This is a genomic window from Pseudacidovorax intermedius (assembly GCF_001476815.1).
In the GTDB taxonomy this organism is placed as follows: Bacteria; Pseudomonadota; Gammaproteobacteria; order Burkholderiales; family Burkholderiaceae_C; genus Xenophilus; species Xenophilus intermedius_A.
The window spans coordinates 1-16,411 of record NZ_LDSL01000022.1 but is presented as its reverse complement, the minus strand read 5'-3'; the positions used below and the strand labels follow the sequence as shown (position 1 = coordinate 16,411).

Below are 16,411 nucleotides of genomic sequence, written 5' to 3'. Positions count from 1 at the left end.
CTCCCCCAGAGGGGGAGGGAGCCGAACCGCAGCGTGGAGCGCGTTGCATGAATCGCCTCGCCACCTTGCCGCTGCGCCGCCCCGCCCGTGCCGCCATCGCCCTGGCCTGCGCGCTCGCCTGCCTGCCGGCCGCGACGCAGGTGCAGATCCGCCGCCAGGGCGTGCCCGTGGCGGTATACGACGAGCAGGGCCTGCGGCTGGCGACCGCGACGCGGCTGTCCGCCAGCGAGGAACCGGTGGCACCGGCAGGCGCCGCCGCCGGCGCGCCGCCCGCCCTCGTCGTCACCGGCCAGACCCAGCGCTTCAAGCAGGCCCTGCGCACGCTCGCGCTCGAACATCCCGAGGTGCTCGCCGCCGATGCCGCCGCCGCCACCAGCGGCTTCGAGGTCGAGGCGGCGAAGAAGGCGCGCTATCCCCGCTTCAAGGTCGGCACCGCCAGCGGCACCTACAGCAGCGGCCGCGAGGGCGCGCCCACCGAGAACTACACCCTGCTCACGGCCGAGGCCCGCATGAGCGTGATCGACGGCGGCGCCATGAGCGCCCGCGAGCGCGCCGCCGAGGCCGGCAGCCGGGCCCAGAGCGAGGCCGTCCGGACCACCTCGCAGAAGGTGGTGCTCGATGCCCTCACGGCCTACATGCAGGTGCAGCGCTTCGACCTCAAGCGCGAGATCGCCCGCCGCTCCACCGGCATCGTGCAGGACCTGGCGAAGAGCGAGGAGCGGCGCGTGGCCCTGGGCGGCGCCGGCCAGAACGACCTGCGCATGGCCAGCGCCCGCCGCGCCGGCATCGCCGCGCGCGAGGCCGACTTCGACGCCCAACTGGCCGAGGCCCTCGCCAGGTTCGACAGCTACTTCCGCTTCGTGCCCGACCCGGCCCGCCTGCCGCTGCTGCGCACGCCGCCGGACTGGCGCATCGCCTCGCAGCCGGAGGCCATCGCCCGCGCCGAGTCGCGCAGCAGCGAGCTGGCCGAGGCGCAGGAGCGCGTGGCCCGCGCCCGCGAGCTGGTCGAGCAGCAGGAGGCCAGCATCTGGCCCACCGTCGATGCGGTGCTGGTCAAGACCAAGGACCCGCGCGGCGTCACCACCTCCGAGCCCACGCGCGCTGCGGTGGAGCTGAACTGGAACTTCGGCAGCGGCTTCGACCGCCAGCTGCGCGTCAGGTCGGCCCTGGCCGAGGTGCAGAACCAGGAGGCGAAGCTCGACGGCGTGCGCCGCAACCTGCTGGAGCTCACCGCCGCGGCCTGGGGCCGCGCCGCCAGCGGGCGCGAGCGGGAGCAGCAGCTGCGCGAGGCGGTGGCCGAATCGGGCGAGGCCTTCCGCGGCCGCAGCCGCCTGCTGGAATTCGGCCGCGAGACGCTGCCCAACGTGCTCGACGCGCAGCTGGACCACAACAACCTGCTGCTGGACTACGTGGACGCGGTGTTCGACCTGCGCATCACCGAATTCCGGCTGGCCCGCGCGACGGGCGAACTGCGGGTGGAGCCGGACGGCGCCAGCCCCTGGATCGACACGCTCGTCGGCGCGCCGGCGCGCTCGCTGCTCGGGCCGGACGGGCTGGGCATGGCGCCGGTGTCCGCGCCGGCGGCCCCGGCGGCAGGCGGCGCCTTGTCCAGGCGCATGGCGTTGAGGGCGGCGCTGCGGCTACAGTAGCGCCGCCGCCGCGACCCCACCCCCGCCTTGAACGACGCCGATCCGATCCTTGCCCAACGACGCGTCGAAGCCCTCTACGACACGGCACCGCTGTCCGGCGTGATGGGCCTGGCCGGCGCCACCATGCTGGCGACCGTGTTCTGGCGGCCCGATCGCCATGTGCTGGTGGTGGGCTGGCTGATCGCGTCCTGGACGCCCATCCTGCTGCGCCTCGCGCTCGGCGTGGCTTACCGGCGGCGCCGCCGCCGGCCCGGGCCACCGCCGGGCCTGCGCTGGGCCTGGGCCTCCTTCGCCGCCATGGCCCTCACCGGCACCGCCTGGGGCGCCGGCCTGGCCTGGATGCTGGTGCACGGCGAAGCGGGAGAGATCCCCATCGTCGTCGGCACCGCGCTGGGTGCGGTGACCATGACCACCACCAACATGGCTTTCTGGCAGATGCTTGCCGCCTTCCAGGTGCCCATCCTCTGCGGCCAGGCGGCGGCCATCCTGATCGCACGGCCGCCGCATGCGGGCCTGCTGGCCGGCGCCACCCTGGTGCTGTGCCTGGGCCAGCTGCTGGTCGCGCGGCGCATGGCACGGGTGTACGTGCAGGTGCTGCGCGTCTCCCTGGACAACCAGCGCCTGGCGACCGACCTGGCCGCGCGCAGCGGCGCGCTGGAACAGGCCAACCTGGAGCTGGAGCTGCTCAGCCGCGCCGACCCGCTCACCGGCCTGGCCAATCGCCGCAGCTTCATGGAGCGCCTGGCGGCCGAATGGGTCCACGCCGCCGCCCACCACGGCCCGCTGGCGCTGCTGTCGGTCGACGTGGACCGCTTCAAGCGCTACAACGACGCCCACGGCCATGGCGCCGGCGACCGCTGCCTGCAGGCGGTGGCCTCGGCCCTGGCACTGTCCTGCCGCAGCGAACGCGACCTGGCCGCGCGCCCGGGCGGCGAGGAGTTCGCGATCCTGCTGCCCGGCGCCGATGCGGGGGAGGCCCTGCAGGTGGCCGAGCGCGTGCGCCAGGCCGTCATCGATGCCTCGTCCGACCCGGACTGGGCGCTGCCGGGCGGGGTGACGGTGAGCGTGGGCGTGGCCTGCCGCTGGCCGGGCGACGGCGGCGACACCGCCGCGCTGCTGCGCGAGGCCGACCAGGCGCTCTACCTGGCCAAGGACAACGGGCGCAACCGCGTGGCGCAGTTGCCGCCGCCCTCCGCCGCGCCCCTTTCGCCGCCGGCGCCGGCCGCCGCCTGAGAGATAGGCCGGGCGCGGTGCGCGCCCTCACGGCGGCTCCGGCGCCTCGGGCAGCTCCGGCACGCCCGGCTCGCCGTCGCTGATCTGGTATTTGCGCATCTTCTCCCACAGCACCTTGCGGCTGATGCCCAGGTGCTGGGCGGCGTCCTGGCGGCGCCAGTCGTTGACCTCCAGGGCCGCGATGATGCGGTTGCGCTCGCCGGCGTTCCAGCCGCGGCGTTCCAGGCCGGCGGCGGCCGGCGCCGCATCCACCGGCCGGGCCAGGGCCAGCGCGCGCTGGATCAGCGCCGCGTCCCACTGGCCGGTCTGCCGCGCGATCACGCCCACCCGCTCGGCCAGGTTGCGCAGCTGCCGCACGTTGCCGGGGAAGGGGGTCGAGGCGATGGCGTCGGTGAGCCAGTGCGGCGCCTCGCCCAGCTGCTGCAGCAGCGGCTCGCCCAGCACGCCGGCGAGCACGGCCTTGAACAGGGCGATCTTGTCGGCCTCGCCGCGCTCCTCCAGGCTGGGAATGCGCAGCTCGATCACCGCCAGGCGGTAGAACAGGTCGGCGCGGAAGTCGCCCGCCGCCACCATCTCGCGCAGGTTGCGGTTGGTGGCCGCCACCAGGCGGAAGTCCACCCGCAGCGGCGTGGCCGAGCCCAGGCGGGTGACGGCGCCGTCCTCCAGCACGCGCAGCAGCTTGACCTGCTGGTAGCGCGGCAGGTCGCCGATCTCGTCCAGGAACAGCGTGCCGCCGGTGGCCTGCTCGAAGTAGCCGCGGTGCGCATGCACGGCGCCGGTGAAGGAGCCCTTGGCATGGCCGAAGAAGAGCGATTCGAAGAGGCCGTCGGGAATGGCGCCGCAGTTCACGGCCACGAACGCACCCTTGCCGTAGGTGGGATGGCCATGGTGCAGCAGCTGCGCCACGCGCTCCTTGCCCACGCCGGTCTCGCCCTGCACCAGCACCGAATGGTCGCTGCCGGCGAAGGTGTCGACCTCGGCCAGCAGCGCCTTCATGGGCTCGGACAGGGCCACCAGCGCATCCGGCGCCGGCGCCTCGGCGGCGCGGGCCCGCAGCTGCCGCACTAGCTTGGCGACCATGGTGCGCAGCTCGGCGCAGGTGAAGTCGTAGGGCAGGATGTGCAGGTACTCGGGCGGGTAGTTGCGCGGGTCCCGCTCGCGCGTGGCGGCGCCGACCCAGATCACCGGCATGCCCTGCAGCAGTTCGGTCGCATGCGGCAGGCCGCCGTCGATGGCGGTGACGCTCATCACGGCCAAAGACGGTCGCAGCGGCTGCGGCCGATCGGGCAGGTTCATGAAGCGGTCGTCGGCGCGGATCACCTCGACGTCGAAGCTGGACATGCAGCGCGCCACCCGGTCCAGGATGTCGGCCTTGCCCTCCCAGACGTAGAGGTCGAGTTCGTCGAAGGCGACGGAGGCGTTCATCGGGGCCCTCAAAACACCAGCTCGGCGCCGCGCCGGCAGCTCAGGCGCGCGCCGACCTCGGTGGCGGCGACGTCGATGCCCAGGGTGTCGAGCAGCACGTCCAGCAGCGGGTCGAGCAGCGGCGACAGCAGGCCGCCGATCACCGTTTGAAGCGAACCCAGCAACCCATTGATGACACTGACGCTACTTGCCAGCAGATTGCCCAGGGTGCCGCTGGTGTCGCTGCGATAGGCCTGAATGTCCACTCGGGCCAGCGTGCTGGAAAGGCTGCCGACCATGCCCGTGGACGAGATGGACTGGTACGCAGGTGCGGCGGCATCGATCTCGGGCAGGTTGGCCGCAGCGGGCGCGACGTACCGCAGCGTCTGGTTGGCGCCTACGGCAGTCGTGTCGGCGCGCAGCCCGATGGCCGAGACGACATTGAGGTCGCCTTGCTTCTGAATCGTGGTCCAGCCTGACCCTTTGGCCCACCGGCCCGTCGGGCTGCAGATGAACAACGTACAGGAGTCGGGCTGGAACGTCTGGCTGCCAATCTCGATGATCGACACCGGGCTTGTTTGGGGTAGCTCGGTCGACGAGAAAAAGATTGTCTCGGCGGCGCTTGTCGTGTTGCCGAAGCTGCCGATCTGCAGTTCTCCGACGGCAGTCGATGTCGGAACCGTCAGGCTTTTGCTATCACTGCTGCTACAAGAAAAATCGCTTACATAAGCGCGCCCTCCGCCCACCCCCAGACCGATGTCGATCCGCGGTGCTGGGGCGACCTTGGCGTAGATGACGTTGGGATTGCTTTTGCAGGGCGCCAGCAGCCCGCAGACAGCCCCATTGAGGATGCTGGTCACTGCGTCGATAAGTTTGAGATTCAGAGCGTTGTTGAGGAAAGTTGTGAGCGGCGAGAGTGTGCTCAATACAGGGTTGAGCAATGCTTCGGTCGTACTGCTCAAAGGGGCCAGCTCCACCGACACCAGCGTGCGCACCTGCGCCGTGCGCACGAAGATGCGGTTCTCGCCCATCGGGTCCAGCCGCGCCAGCGCCGGGTTGCCGACGGCGGTGATCTGCGCCGGCTCCACCACCCGGGTCTTGACCGTCACGCTGCCCACGCCGGGCAGCACGACCGGTACCGAGGCGAACACCGCGCTCTTGCTGTTGGCGGCCTGCACCACCGCCTGCACCAGCTGGAAGAGTTGCACCGGCACCTCCAGGCCGGCGGCGGGCGTGCCGGTCTGCACCGCCAGCAGTTCGCCCAGCCGCAGCGGCACCATGCCGCCGGCCTGCGCTGCCAGCCGCACGGCCTGCAGGGCGCCGACGGCGGCATCCACCGTGCCGCCCGTGGGACTGCTCTGCAGGGCGGTGATGGCGGCGTCGAGCAGCACGCCGGCGGTGGCGTCGGTGCGCAGCAGCGTGTCGTAGTCGCCCACCGCCACGCCCAGGTCCACGGCCAGCGCATCCAGGTAGCGCAGCAGCTGCACGTCGGTCTGCAGCAGGCCGTTCCAGCCGGCCACGCCGACGTCGAGCGAGCCGCCCAGCAGCCCGCCCACCAGCGCGTTCAGCAGCCCGGCGCGCGAGGCATCGACGCTGAGCAGCGTGCTGCGGATGCTGAGCGCCGCCTGCGGCTGCTGTTGGGCGGCGATGGCCTCCACCGCCAGGTCGGTGGCGGCATTGCCGGGCAGCGCCGGCAGGATGGCGGCCGGCGTGCGGCGCAGCGCCACGCGCACCGCGTTGAAGGGCTGCACGCCGGGCTGGAAGCGGCGGCCGGTGGGGTCGGCCGTCTCCGCCTCCCAGCGCCCGCATTCCACCTCGCCCGCCGCCAGCGCGAATTCGCGCGGCAGGTTGCGGGCCGTGTCCTGCGTGCCGCCGCCGTTGGCATTGGCCAGCGCCGCCTGCTGTGCCGGCGCGCAGGCCTGGGCCTGCACCTGCTGCGCACCGGCCAGGGCGGCGAGGTCGGCGGCCTTCTGCAGCTCGCGCTTGGTCAGCAGCAGGTAGCCCAGCTCGGTGCCCAGCAGGCCGACGACCAGCACCGCCAGCGCGAGCACGGCGTTCACGACCACCGAGCCGTGCTGGCGCTGCGATGCCGTGGGCGGTCGCAGCGGCGCGGTTCGACCCCCTCTCCCCTCGCGGGAGAGGGCTGGGGAGAGGGGGCCGCAGCGATGGCCCGGTGCGCGGCCGATGGCCAGGGCGCGCCCCCTCTCCCCCACCCCTCTCCCGCGAGGGGAGAGGGGCTCGGCCGGTGCCTGGACGGTGAGGTGCTGCATCACGACGGCCTGGCTGAGCTGGCGCGCGCCTGCAGCGTCTCGGGCACGAAGCGGTCCGCCAGCGGCAGCAAGGGCAGCAGCGCGTTCTGGCGGTAGGCGTAGCGCACCGTCACCACCACCGGGTCGCTGGCCGTGGTGGCGCTGATCTCCAGGCCCGGCGCATCGGCCAGCGGCAGCGCCAGCGCGTCGCGCACCACGCCCTGGATCTGCGCCTCGGTCGGTGCGGCGTACATGGCGGCGGCCCGTGCGCCGTCGGCCGCCGCGCGGGTGATCTGGTGCCGCGTGTAGAACACCGAGCCGAAGGTGGCCAGGCCGTACAGCACGACGAAGAGGGCGATGAACACCAGGCCGAATTCGATGGCCGCCACGCCCCGCTGGGCGGCATGCGGCGCGCACCGCCGCCGGCTCACAGCGACCTCCCGTCGAGCAGCACCCGCGCCTGCGCCGCCAGCACGTCGGGCAGCGCGAAGACGGGAAAGGGCGGCAGCACGGCGCGCAGCCCGGGCGCGCTCACGGTCACCTCGATGCTGCAGCGGTTGGCCAGCTGGGCGTCGCAGCTGCTGCCGTTTTCGTACACCACGCGCGCGGCCACGGCCGGCGTCACCGGCAGCCAGCCGGCGGCCTTGCGCGTGGCCTCGGCGCCGGCGGCGGCCTGCCGCGCGGCCAGCGTGGGCTGGTAGCGCAGGGCGGCGCGGGCGCCGTCCTCCGCCGCGTTCTGCAGCCCGAAGCGCAGCGCGAACACGATGGCGAAGCACACGATGCCGTAGACGAAGCCGAAGAAGAGCAGGAACACCAGGGCGTACTCCAGCGCATACATGCCGCGCTGGCGCTGCACCGGACCCGGCCCGCGCGCCCGCCCGCGCGCACGCAGGCGGCGCGGGCGGCGGACGGTCGGGGCGTGCATGGCGGGGCGGCGTCAGCGGGTCGTGCCGAGCGGGGTGCCGCCGCTGCCGGTCGCGGGCCGTGCCGACACCGAGGAGCCGAACTTCTCGGGGATGGGATGGTTGAAGCTGCCCAGATAGCGCTCGTAGCTGCGGTGCGCCACCTCGCCCGCGATGGGCCGCGGCGTGGCCGAGGCCAGGCCGCCCTCCCGCTGCAGGGCCAGCAGGCGCTGCGTGGCGGCGCCGACGGGCAGGGCGGCGGCGTTGCCGGCGGGCGGCGCGTCGCCGGCCGCCGCTGCACTCTGGGCCTGCACGCTGCCGGCGACCATGCCGAAGACGCCGATCACGGCGAGAAGGAGGTGGGTGGCGGTTCTCATGGCGTCCTTCCGATGAGGGGGGCGGTGGGCGCCGCCTCGGCACTGGCATCCGCCGCCGCGGCGGCGCTGCGCGGCAGGCTGGCGCGGGTGGCGGTGCGCAGGGCCAGGCCGCCGGGCGAGAAGCCGGCCAGCAGCTCGGCGGCAGGCGTCGGCGCAACGCCGCCGGCCAGCTCGCGCGCGGCCTGGCGGATGGCGGCGCGGCTGGCGTCGGGCAGGCGCTGGGCGTCCATCAGGGCGGTGGCCTGGTCGGTGCGGCCGCTGGCCTGTAGGTACAGCGCCAGGTTGGCCTGCACCTGCGGCTGGTCGGGCCGCAGTTGCGCCGCCTGCATCAGCGGCACGCGGGCATCGTCGGTGCGGCCGGCGCGCAGCAGGGCATAGCCCAGGTCGCTGAGCAGCAGGCCGTCGGTGGGCGTGCTGCGGCGGGCCTGCGCCATCAGGCGTGCGGCTTCGGCGAAGTCGCCGCGCCCGCCGGCCAGCAGGCCCAGGCCGTGGTAGCCGGCGGCCTCCAGCGGTGTGCCCACCAGCCGGCGGTAGGCCGCGGCGCTGGCGGCGTCCTGCCCCGTCTGGCGCAGCGCGTCGGCGCGCAGGCGCGTGGAGGCGGGCAGCACGCCGTGGCGGGCCTCCAGCGCGTCCACGTGCGCCAGCGAGGCGAACCACAGTCCGTCCTGCTGCATGCGCGCCACCAGCCGCAGGTAGGTGCCCGCGCTGTCGATGGCGGCCGACCCGTCCGCGCCCGTGGCCGCATCGGCCGCGGCCTGCGTGCTCTGCCGCTCCCGCGCCGCCTCGGCGCCGGGGTACTGCGACTTCGGTGTGCCGCTGCATGCAGCCAGGCCGACGCAGAGAAGAATGGGCCCAAGACGTGAGAGAACTGCGCCGGCTCGACCACGTGCCTCGCCATCGCCAAGGGCGTTGAGCGCAGCCCTGATCGAATGGCCGCGGAGCAGGCCACGCCAGGGCACCCGTGGAACTGGCTTTGCCAGGCCACCGGGTGCGCCCCCCTCCAAGCCGAAGGCGCCAGAGAGGGGGGAGCCGCGAAGCGGCATGGGGGGTGTCATCTCATCCCTCCTACGGACCGAATGATGGCGAGGAAGCCCGGCCCGGCCGTGACGACCAGCAGCGCCGGCAGCAGGGTCGTCACCATGATCACGGTCATCTTCACGGTGATGCGCCCGATGCGCTCCTTCATGGCCATGCGGCGGCGCTCGCGCAGCCGTTCGCTGAAGATGCGCAGCGGCTCCTGCACCGCGCCGCCGTGGCGGTCCACCTGCACCAGCAGCAGCACCAGGCTGGCCAGGTCCTCGTTGCCGTGCAGCGTGGCCAGCCGCTGCAGCGAATGCTCGCGGCTGCGGCCCTGGGCGTACTGCCGGTTGGCGATGTCCAGCTCGAAGCCCAGCACGCGCAGCACGCTGGCGAAGTCGCCGGCCATGATCTGCAGGCTCTGGTCCAGGCTCAGGCCCACGCCCTGCAGCAGGCGCAGCAGGTCGACGAAGAGCGGCAGCTCCTGCGCCACCTGTTCGCGGCGGCGGGCGGCACGCCGCGCCAGCAGCCACTTGGGGCCCATGAAGCCCAGCGTGAAGCCGACGCCCAGCCCGGCCAGCGCCCGCGCCGGCGTCTGCTGGCCGGCCCAGCCGGCATACACCAGCGCCGGCAGCAGCAGGGCCAGGCCCAGCCGCAGCAGCAGGAAGATGAGCTGCGCCCGCACGGCCGGAAAGCCGCACTGGTCGATCAGCCGCCGGTCCTCGTCGGCCACCAGGGCGCGGCCCAGGCGGGTGTCCAGCCAGTGCACCGGCAGCGCTCTGGCCGCAGGCGTGCCGGGGGCGGCCAGGCCGCCGGGCGCGGCCGTCTGGCCCAGGCTGGCGCCGTGCGCCAGGGCGCGGTCCAGCGCGCGCTCGTGGCGCAGGCGGCGCAGCTCGGCACCGATGAGCGCGGCGCCCAGCACCAGCAGGCCCAGCGCGAGCGCGGCCACGCTCAGGGCGGCGAGCAGGGTGGGGTTGAGCGCCGGCATCACAGCCTCGCCACCCGGTAGAGCAGCACCGCGCCCAGCAGCTGCAGGCCGGCGCCGCCGAAGACCATCATGCGGCCGGTGCCGTCGTGCCACATGCGCAGGAAGTAGTCGGGGTTGTTGGTGACGATCAGCCCGCCCACGATCAGCGGCAGCAGGCCCAGGATCCAGGCCGACAGCCGCGTCTCGGCCGACAGCGCCTGCAGCTCCTGGTCGGCCTGCTCGCGGTCGCGGATGAAGTGCGCCAGCCGCTCCAGCAGCAGGTCGGCGCGGCCGCCGTAGCGCACGCCCAGGCCGAGCACGGCGGCCATCAGGTGCAGCTCCTGCAGGCGCACGCTGTCGGCCGTCTGCTGCAGGGCGCGGTCCAGGTCCACGCCGGCGCGCACCAGCACGGCGGTGCGGGCCAGGTAGGCGCGCAGCGGCTCGCGCGCGCTGGGAATGGCCAGCTGGAAGGCCGCCTGCGTCGAATTGCCGACGGTGATGAGCCGCACCATGGCGTCGATGAAGCCCGGCAGCTGGCGCACCAGCCGGCGGCGGAATTTCTGCACCCGCCACCACAGCACGAAGACGCCCAGCGGCATCAGCACGGCCAGCGCGGCCACCACGCCGGGGGCGGCGGCCAGCACGCCGGCCAGGGCCACCAGCACGGCCAGGGCCAGCAGGCCCAGGCCGAACTGCGGCGGCGAGACGGCGCCCTGCAGCCAGGCGGGCAGCAGCGCATCGAGGCGGCCGCGGACCGTGGGTGTGGCGAGGGGCGTGTCTTCGGCGCCGGCCCAGGGATCGACCAGCGCCCCGTCCGCGGCGGTTGCGGCCGGCGCTGCCGTGCCGGCCGCTGCCGAGGCGGCCCGCGCACGGGGCGCGCCGCCGTCGGCCGCCAGCCCGGCCAGCTGTTCGTCCAGGTGGCGCGCGGCCACGGCCCGGCTCTGGCGCGTGGCCGCCCACTGCCACAGCAGCAGGCCGGCCGCGGCCAGCATCAGCGCCACGGCCGCGAGCAGCAGCAGGCCGATGCGCGGCGCCTCAGCCACGGCGGCCCTCCGGCGAGCCCTGCGCCGAGCGCGCCATCGTCTGCCGCAGCCGCGCGATCTTGGGCGAATGCGGCGCGATGCCCAGCGACACCCAGCGGTCGCGCTCCTCGCCGTCGGGCCCGACCTGCGGCTCGTAGCGGTAGAGCTCCTGCATGGCGACCACGTTGTCGTTGACGCCCGTCACCTCCGACAGCGACAGGATGCGCCGCTGCCCGCCCGACAGCCGGCCGATCTGCACGATGAAATCGATGGCGCTGGCGATCTGCCGGCGCAGACTCACCTCGCTGCCCTGGTAGCCGGCGAAGCCCGCCAGCATCTCCAGCCGGTAGAGGCATTCGCGCGGCGAGCTGGCGTGGATGGTGCCCATCGAGCCGTCGTGGCCGGTGTTCATGGCCTGCAGCATCTCGATCACCTCGGCGCCGCGCACCTCGCCCACGATGATGCGGTCGGGCCGCATGCGCAGGCTGTTGCGCAGCAGGTCGCGGATGGACACCACGCCCGCGCCGTCGAAGCCGCCCTGGCGGCTTTCCAGCCGCACCACGTGCGCATTGGCCAGCGACAGCTCGGCCGTGTCCTCGATGGTGATGACGCGCTCGGTGTCGGGGATGAAGGTGGTCAGCGCATTGAGCAGCGAGGTCTTGCCCGAGCTGGTGCCGCCCGAGACCAGCACGTTGCAGCGTGCCCGCACCGCCATCTCCAGCACCTGCGCCATGCCGGCATCGAAGGTGCCCAGCCGGACCAGCTCGGCCGGCGTGAGCGGGTCCTTGCGGAACTTGCGGATCGACACCGACATGCCGTCCAGCGCCAGCGGCTCGATGACGGCGTTGATGCGGCCGCCGTCGGGCAGGCGCGCGTCGACCATCGGATTGGACTCATCCAGCCGCCGGCCCAGCGGCGCCAGGATGCGGCGCACGATGCGCAGCACGTGCTCGTCGTCCGAGAAGCGGATCTGCTCGCGCACCAGGATGCCGCGGCGCGAGACGTAGACGTTCTTGTGGCCGTTGATCAGCACGTCTTCCACCGCCGGGTCGGCCAGCAGGTCTTCCAGCGGGCCCAGGCCGGCCAGCTCCTTGGTGAGCGCATCGGCCACCAGCTGGATCTCGCGCTCGTTGATGGGCACGCGCTGCAGCCGCACGAAGCTGTCGAGCTCCAGCTCCACGAACTGCTGGATCGAGGCGCGCGACCAGCGGCCGAACTCGGCGCCCAGTTCCTCGATGCGGGTGAGCAGGTGCTCGTGCGTCCAGTTCTTGATGTCCTGGAACTGCTGCGAATGGACGAAGCCCTGGTCGTCGTCGGCGAACTGGATGTCGGGGGACATGGGGCTCAACCTTCCTTCTTCCACAGGCTGCCGATCTGCCGGCCCAGGGCGCGCCAGCCGGCCGCAGGGGTGGCCGCAGGGCGCGGCCCGTCGGCGGCGGCGCCCGAGGGGCCCTCGCGCAGGCTGCGCGCCATGGCGGCCACGGCCTGGCTGAACGGGTCGCCGCGGGCGGTGCGCACCAGCATCTCGCCGCGGGCGGCGGCGGCGTTGAGCGGCGCTGCGCGGGCCGGCACCACGTGGGCCAGCGGCAGTTCCAGCCGGTCGGCGATCTCGCGGGCGCCCAGGTCCACGTGGGCATCGAACTTGTTGACCACCAGCGCGAAGCGGCCCAGGTCCACGTCCCTGGCGCGCAGGTCCTTGAGCAGCGCGGCGGTGGAGACGATGGCGCCGATGCTCTGGTCGCACACCATCCATACCGGGTCGGCCTCGCGCACCGCCTGGACGATGAAGTCCACCGACGAGAAGCCGCCCAGGTCGGCCACCTGCAGCTCGAAGAAGTCGGCCAGGCGGCGGATCAGCTGGGAGGCGTCGGCATGCGAGATCTCGCGCACCTGCGCCAGGCTGGCGGGCAGCGGCAGCAGCGCCACGCCGCTGTCGTGGTGGGCCAGCGCGGTCTGCAGCAGCGTGGGGTCGATGCGGCGCAGGCTGCGCACGCCGTCGACGAAGCTGAAGTCGCTCGGCGTGTCCAGGTAGAGCAGCGCGTCGCGCGCCGGCAGGCCCAGGTCCAGCAGGGCCACGTCGCGGCGCGGCGTGGCGGCGCCGGCGGCCGGCCGCCCGGCCGTGGCCGGGCCGCCGGCCTGCTCCTGCAGCAGCAGCGCCAGGCTGGCGGCCAGCGTGGTGGCGCCGACGCCGGCGCGGGCGCCCAGCAGGGCCACGGTGCGCCCGCGCGGGCCGCGCGACACGGCCGCACGCCGCTGCACCAGCGCGCGCAGCGTGGCCTGGGCGTCGGCCGGCGCGCCGCCCAGGTCCACGAAGTCGTCCACGCCGGCGCGCAGCGCACCCAGCGTCGCCACCGGGTCGGCCGCCAGGCCGGCGGCGGCCACCGGCAGGTCGGGCCGTGCCTGGCGCAGCCGCTGCAGCAGGGCGCCGGCCTCGTCGGTGGCGCTGTTGGTGCCCTGGCCGAAGTCGATCAGCACCGCCTGGGGCGCCAGCAGCGCGATGCGTTCCTCCAGCCCCGGGCCGGGCCGCAGCGGCACCACCACGCCCTGGCCCGCGAGGGCGTCGGTCATCCAGGTCACGCGGGTGGCGTCGGTGCAGACGAAGGCATAGGTGGCGCCGCCGGGGTCGGGCAGGCGGTCGCGCAGGGCATTCATGGCGAGGTCCGTCACACCTTCTCAGCGCGAGAAGCCCGGCACGGCGCCGCTGCCGGGCACGTCGCCCGAGAAGATGGTGCGCCACACCGGCCCGTCGCGCTGCTCGCCGGCACCCGGCAGGTAGGGCGTGAGGTCGGTGCCGCGGGCGATGGGCCGCACCAGGTGGGGCGTGACCACGATCACCAGCTCCTTCTCGCTCATCTGGTAGCGGTTCTGCTTGAAGAAGCTGCCCAGCACCGGCAGGTCGCCCAGCAGCGGCACCTTGTCGGCATTGGAGGTGGTGCTGCGGCTGACCAGCCCGCCGATGATGAAGCTCTCGCCGTCGCCCAGCTCCACCGTGGTGTCGGCGCGGCGGGTGCTGATGGCGGGCACCGGCACGCCGTTCAGGCTCAGGGCGTTGGCATAGTCCAGGTCGCTCGCCTCGGGCGCCACCTTGAGCGCGATGCGCTCGTTGGCGAGCACGGTGGGCGTGAGCGTCAGGCCGATGCCGAAGGGCTTGTATTCGATGGAGGTGGTGCCCAGGCCCTGCGGCACGGGAATGGGCAGCTCGCCGCCCGACAGGAAGCTGGCGCTCTGGCCGGACAGGGCCACCAGCGTGGGCTCCGCGAGCACCCGGGCCAGGCCGTTGCCTTCCAGGAAGCCGACGTTCAGGCCGATGCCGGCGCGGCCGAAGTTGAACAGCAGGTTGAAGGCCTGCGACAGCGGGTTGTTGGCATCGGTGGTGATGCCGCCGTCGGCGCCGTAGCTGCTGGTCTTGAGCGAGGTGGGCGTGAACACGCCGAAGCTGAAGCCCTGCGAATTGGCGCGCGTGCTGAAGATGTTGAGGCCGGCCTGCTTGAGCACGCTGCGGTTGAACTCGACCACCTTCACGTCCACCTGCACCGTGTGGCTCTTCACCTCGACCACCGAACGGTCGGTGAGGACCGTCTTGTCGGGGAAGGCGGCCAGGGCACTCTCGCGCGCCTGGCGGTGCTCGGGCAGGCTGGCGCTGCGGCCTTCCAGCACGGCGGTGCGGCGCTGCACCTCCACCGCATAGCTGCGGCCGGCCGGCCGGCCCCGTTCCCACACGATGAGCGAGGTGCCGCCCGGCGCCTTGCCGGTGAGCACCAGCCGCGCTGCGGGCGAGCCGGCGCTGCGCCGGGTGAGCGTGACGCTGGCCACGGATTCGTCGGCGATGGCGATGCGCTCCACGCCGGCGTCGAACACCAGTTCCTTTTGCGTGCCGGCGACCAGCACCAGGCGCGTGGGTTCGGCGGCGGGCGCCGTGGCCGGGCTCTGGGCCTGGGCCTGGGCCAGCGGCGCCGTCGCCGGGACCAGCAGGCCGAGCGCCGGCAGCATCGGGAGCGGGAAGCGGGCGCGGCGCGGGCGGTGGGTCGGCGGCATGGGGCGGAGAAGGGGAGAAAGAAGGCGAGGCATGCCGAAGGCGTCAGTAGCGCAGCGTTTCGCGGCGTTCGCCGCGGATCACTTCGACCTCGATGCCCGTGGGCGCCGGGCGGCCGGCGCGGCCCTCGGCCGGCGCCGCCGCCACGCGGCGCAGCGGCCGGCCGCCAGTGGCCAGGTCTTCCATCGCCAGGCCGCCCTGGGCGCGGTCGATGCCGGCCAGCGGCAGGCGGCCGGCGGCACCGCGCACCGCCAGCGGCTGCAGGGCGGGCGGCAGGTCGGCGAACAGGGCGGGATCGGGCTCGGCCGTGTCGGCCGGATGGCGCAGCGCCAGCATCAGCCGGCCGCTGCCTTCGGCCAGCACCAGGCGGTTGACGTCCTCCACCGGCACCGCGAGCACGGCGGTGCGGGCGGCATCGGCGCGCGCGCCGCTGGCGGCGCTGCTGCGCACACGGCCGCTGGCCGGCGGCGCGTCGGCCTGGGTCGCCGCGCCGTCCACCGACAGCGGGCCGAAGGCCAGCACCCGGCGGCGGGCGACGAGCAGGCGCGACTGGCTGCGGGCGATGTCGCGGCCGTCAGCCTTGAGCGCGAAGAACACGTCCACGTAGTCGCCGGGCACCACGCGGTTGCCGACGCCGATCACTTCGTCCACGCGCACGGCCAGGGCGCGCTCGCCCTCGGCCAGCTTGAGGGCCAGGCCGGTGCTGAGCTGGCCCTCGACCACCGGCGTGCCCTCGCCCAGGTCGAGCACCGGCACCCGGCCGACGACCTCGGACGGGTCGCCGAAGGCCCCGGCCGGATTGATGGGCAACTGCGTCAGCCGCAGCGCGTCGGCGGGAATGGGCTGCCCCGCGGGCACCGCCTTGGCCGTCACCACCACGGCATGGCTGGCAGGCTGCAGCGAGGCGGCCGGCGTGTTCGTGGCGGGTGCCACCACCGCGCGCACGGGGGCCGGCTTGCGGCTGAGCAGCCAGGCATAGACGGCCAATGCCAGCGCCAGCAGCACGAGCAGGACGGCCAGGATCTTGGAAAAGCGCAGCATGGCGGTCAGTCGGAAGAAGAGGGGGGCCGGCCCACCAGCGCCGGGGGCGTGTGTTCCGCCGGTGCGCTGGTCCGGGCGGCCGTTCGCCGCGGGGCCGCCATCAGCGTGCCCCTCCCCAGGCCAGCCAGGCCAGCGTGGCCAGCGCGAGGTAGGCGGCATAGGGCAGATGCCGCCGCGCCTGGGGGGCGGCCCGGCCGTCGGCGCCGCGGCCGCAGAGGGCGAGCGCCAGCCGCGAGTCGGGCGCGCTGCGGCGCAGGGCCAGCAGGACCAGCGCATGGCCCATGGCCAGCATGCTCCCGAGGGCGCCGATGGGCAGGAGCGGCGCCGGGCCCACCCACAGCCCCAGCGCCGCGGCGAACTTGACGTCGCCCGCGCCCATGGCGCGCGCCGCATAGAGTGGCAGCAGAACGATGAAGGCGACGGCGCCGCCGCGCAGCGCCGTCGCCCAGTCCAGCCCCGGCAGCGCGGTGTCCGTGGCCAGCGACAGCAGCGCGGCAGCCGCGCTGCTGTCGCTGGC

General features: G+C 74.1%; 15 protein-coding genes. 2 read left to right on the top strand and 13 right to left on the bottom strand.

Annotated elements, in window-relative coordinates:
- The first annotated feature begins 47 nt into the window (after positions 1 to 47).
- Both NS331_RS02980 and NS331_RS02975 read left to right on the top strand, forming a co-directional pair.
- Positions 48 to 1,649, top strand: coding sequence for a TolC family protein (locus NS331_RS02980; RefSeq protein ID WP_058640528.1), 1,602 nt, complete (start codon positions 48 to 50; stop codon positions 1,647 to 1,649).
- A 27-nt stretch (positions 1,650 to 1,676) separates the two neighbouring features.
- A complete protein-coding gene (locus tag NS331_RS02975; RefSeq protein ID WP_058640527.1) occupies positions 1,677 to 2,882 on the top strand; it encodes a GGDEF domain-containing protein in 1,206 nt (401 codons plus the stop codon).
- Positions 2,883 to 2,909: 27 nt separating this feature from the next.
- On the opposite strand, the gene NS331_RS02970 is transcribed toward NS331_RS02975, so the two are convergent.
- The 13 genes from NS331_RS02970 to NS331_RS02910 form a co-directional block, all read right to left on the bottom strand.
- Entirely contained in the window at positions 2,910 to 4,307 is a 1,398-nt protein-coding gene (locus NS331_RS02970) for a sigma 54-interacting transcriptional regulator (RefSeq protein ID WP_058640526.1), read from the bottom strand.
- An 8-nt stretch (positions 4,308 to 4,315) separates the two neighbouring features.
- Positions 4,316 to 6,346, bottom strand: coding sequence for a TadG family pilus assembly protein (locus NS331_RS02965; RefSeq protein WP_193758033.1), 2,031 nt, complete (start codon positions 6,344 to 6,346; stop codon positions 4,316 to 4,318).
- Between the two features lie 209 nt (positions 6,347 to 6,555).
- Entirely contained in the window at positions 6,556 to 6,966 is a 411-nt protein-coding gene (locus NS331_RS26555) for a TadE family protein (RefSeq protein ID WP_058640524.1), read from the bottom strand.
- Complete coding sequence (locus tag NS331_RS02955; RefSeq protein ID WP_082702220.1) at positions 6,963 to 7,460, bottom strand: TadE/TadG family type IV pilus assembly protein; 498 nt, start codon at positions 7,458 to 7,460, stop codon at positions 6,963 to 6,965. Before NS331_RS02955 ends, NS331_RS26555 begins: the two co-directional genes overlap by 4 nt.
- Before the next feature lie 12 nt (positions 7,461 to 7,472).
- Positions 7,473 to 7,814: a DUF3613 domain-containing protein gene (locus NS331_RS02950; RefSeq protein ID WP_082702219.1), complete on the bottom strand. Its 342-nt coding sequence runs from the start codon at positions 7,812 to 7,814 to the stop codon at positions 7,473 to 7,475.
- The gene (locus NS331_RS02945) at positions 7,811 to 8,773 is read right to left on the bottom strand and encodes a tetratricopeptide repeat protein (protein ID WP_153012727.1); all 963 of its coding nucleotides are present in this window, start codon (positions 8,771 to 8,773) and stop codon (positions 7,811 to 7,813) included. The genes NS331_RS02950 and NS331_RS02945 overlap by 4 nt, the downstream gene beginning before the upstream one ends.
- 92 nt (positions 8,774 to 8,865) lie before the next feature.
- Entirely contained in the window at positions 8,866 to 9,819 is a 954-nt protein-coding gene (locus NS331_RS02940) for a type II secretion system F family protein (protein ID WP_058640522.1), read from the bottom strand.
- Positions 9,819 to 10,841: a type II secretion system F family protein gene (locus NS331_RS02935; RefSeq protein WP_242873631.1), complete on the bottom strand. Its 1,023-nt coding sequence runs from the start codon at positions 10,839 to 10,841 to the stop codon at positions 9,819 to 9,821. The genes NS331_RS02940 and NS331_RS02935 overlap by 1 nt, the downstream gene beginning before the upstream one ends.
- A complete protein-coding gene (locus tag NS331_RS02930) occupies positions 10,834 to 12,159 on the bottom strand; it encodes a TadA family conjugal transfer-associated ATPase (RefSeq protein WP_058640521.1) in 1,326 nt (441 codons plus the stop codon). The genes NS331_RS02935 and NS331_RS02930 overlap by 8 nt, the downstream gene beginning before the upstream one ends.
- 5 nt (positions 12,160 to 12,164) lie before the next feature.
- Positions 12,165 to 13,472, bottom strand: a complete 1,308-nt coding sequence (locus tag NS331_RS02925; RefSeq protein WP_058640520.1) for a CpaE/TadZ family protein — start codon at positions 13,470 to 13,472, stop codon at positions 12,165 to 12,167.
- A gap of 21 nt (positions 13,473 to 13,493) precedes the next feature.
- A complete protein-coding gene (locus NS331_RS02920) occupies positions 13,494 to 14,855 on the bottom strand; it encodes a type II and III secretion system protein family protein (RefSeq protein ID WP_082702218.1) in 1,362 nt (453 codons plus the stop codon).
- Between the two features lie 43 nt (positions 14,856 to 14,898).
- Positions 14,899 to 15,894 (bottom strand): Flp pilus assembly protein CpaB, encoded by a 996-nt coding sequence (gene cpaB, locus NS331_RS02915; RefSeq protein WP_058640519.1) that lies wholly within the window; start codon positions 15,892 to 15,894, stop codon positions 14,899 to 14,901.
- Between the two features lie 100 nt (positions 15,895 to 15,994).
- The coding region (locus tag NS331_RS02910) for a prepilin peptidase (protein ID WP_058640518.1) at positions 15,995 to 16,411 on the bottom strand (417 nt) is incomplete at its 5' end.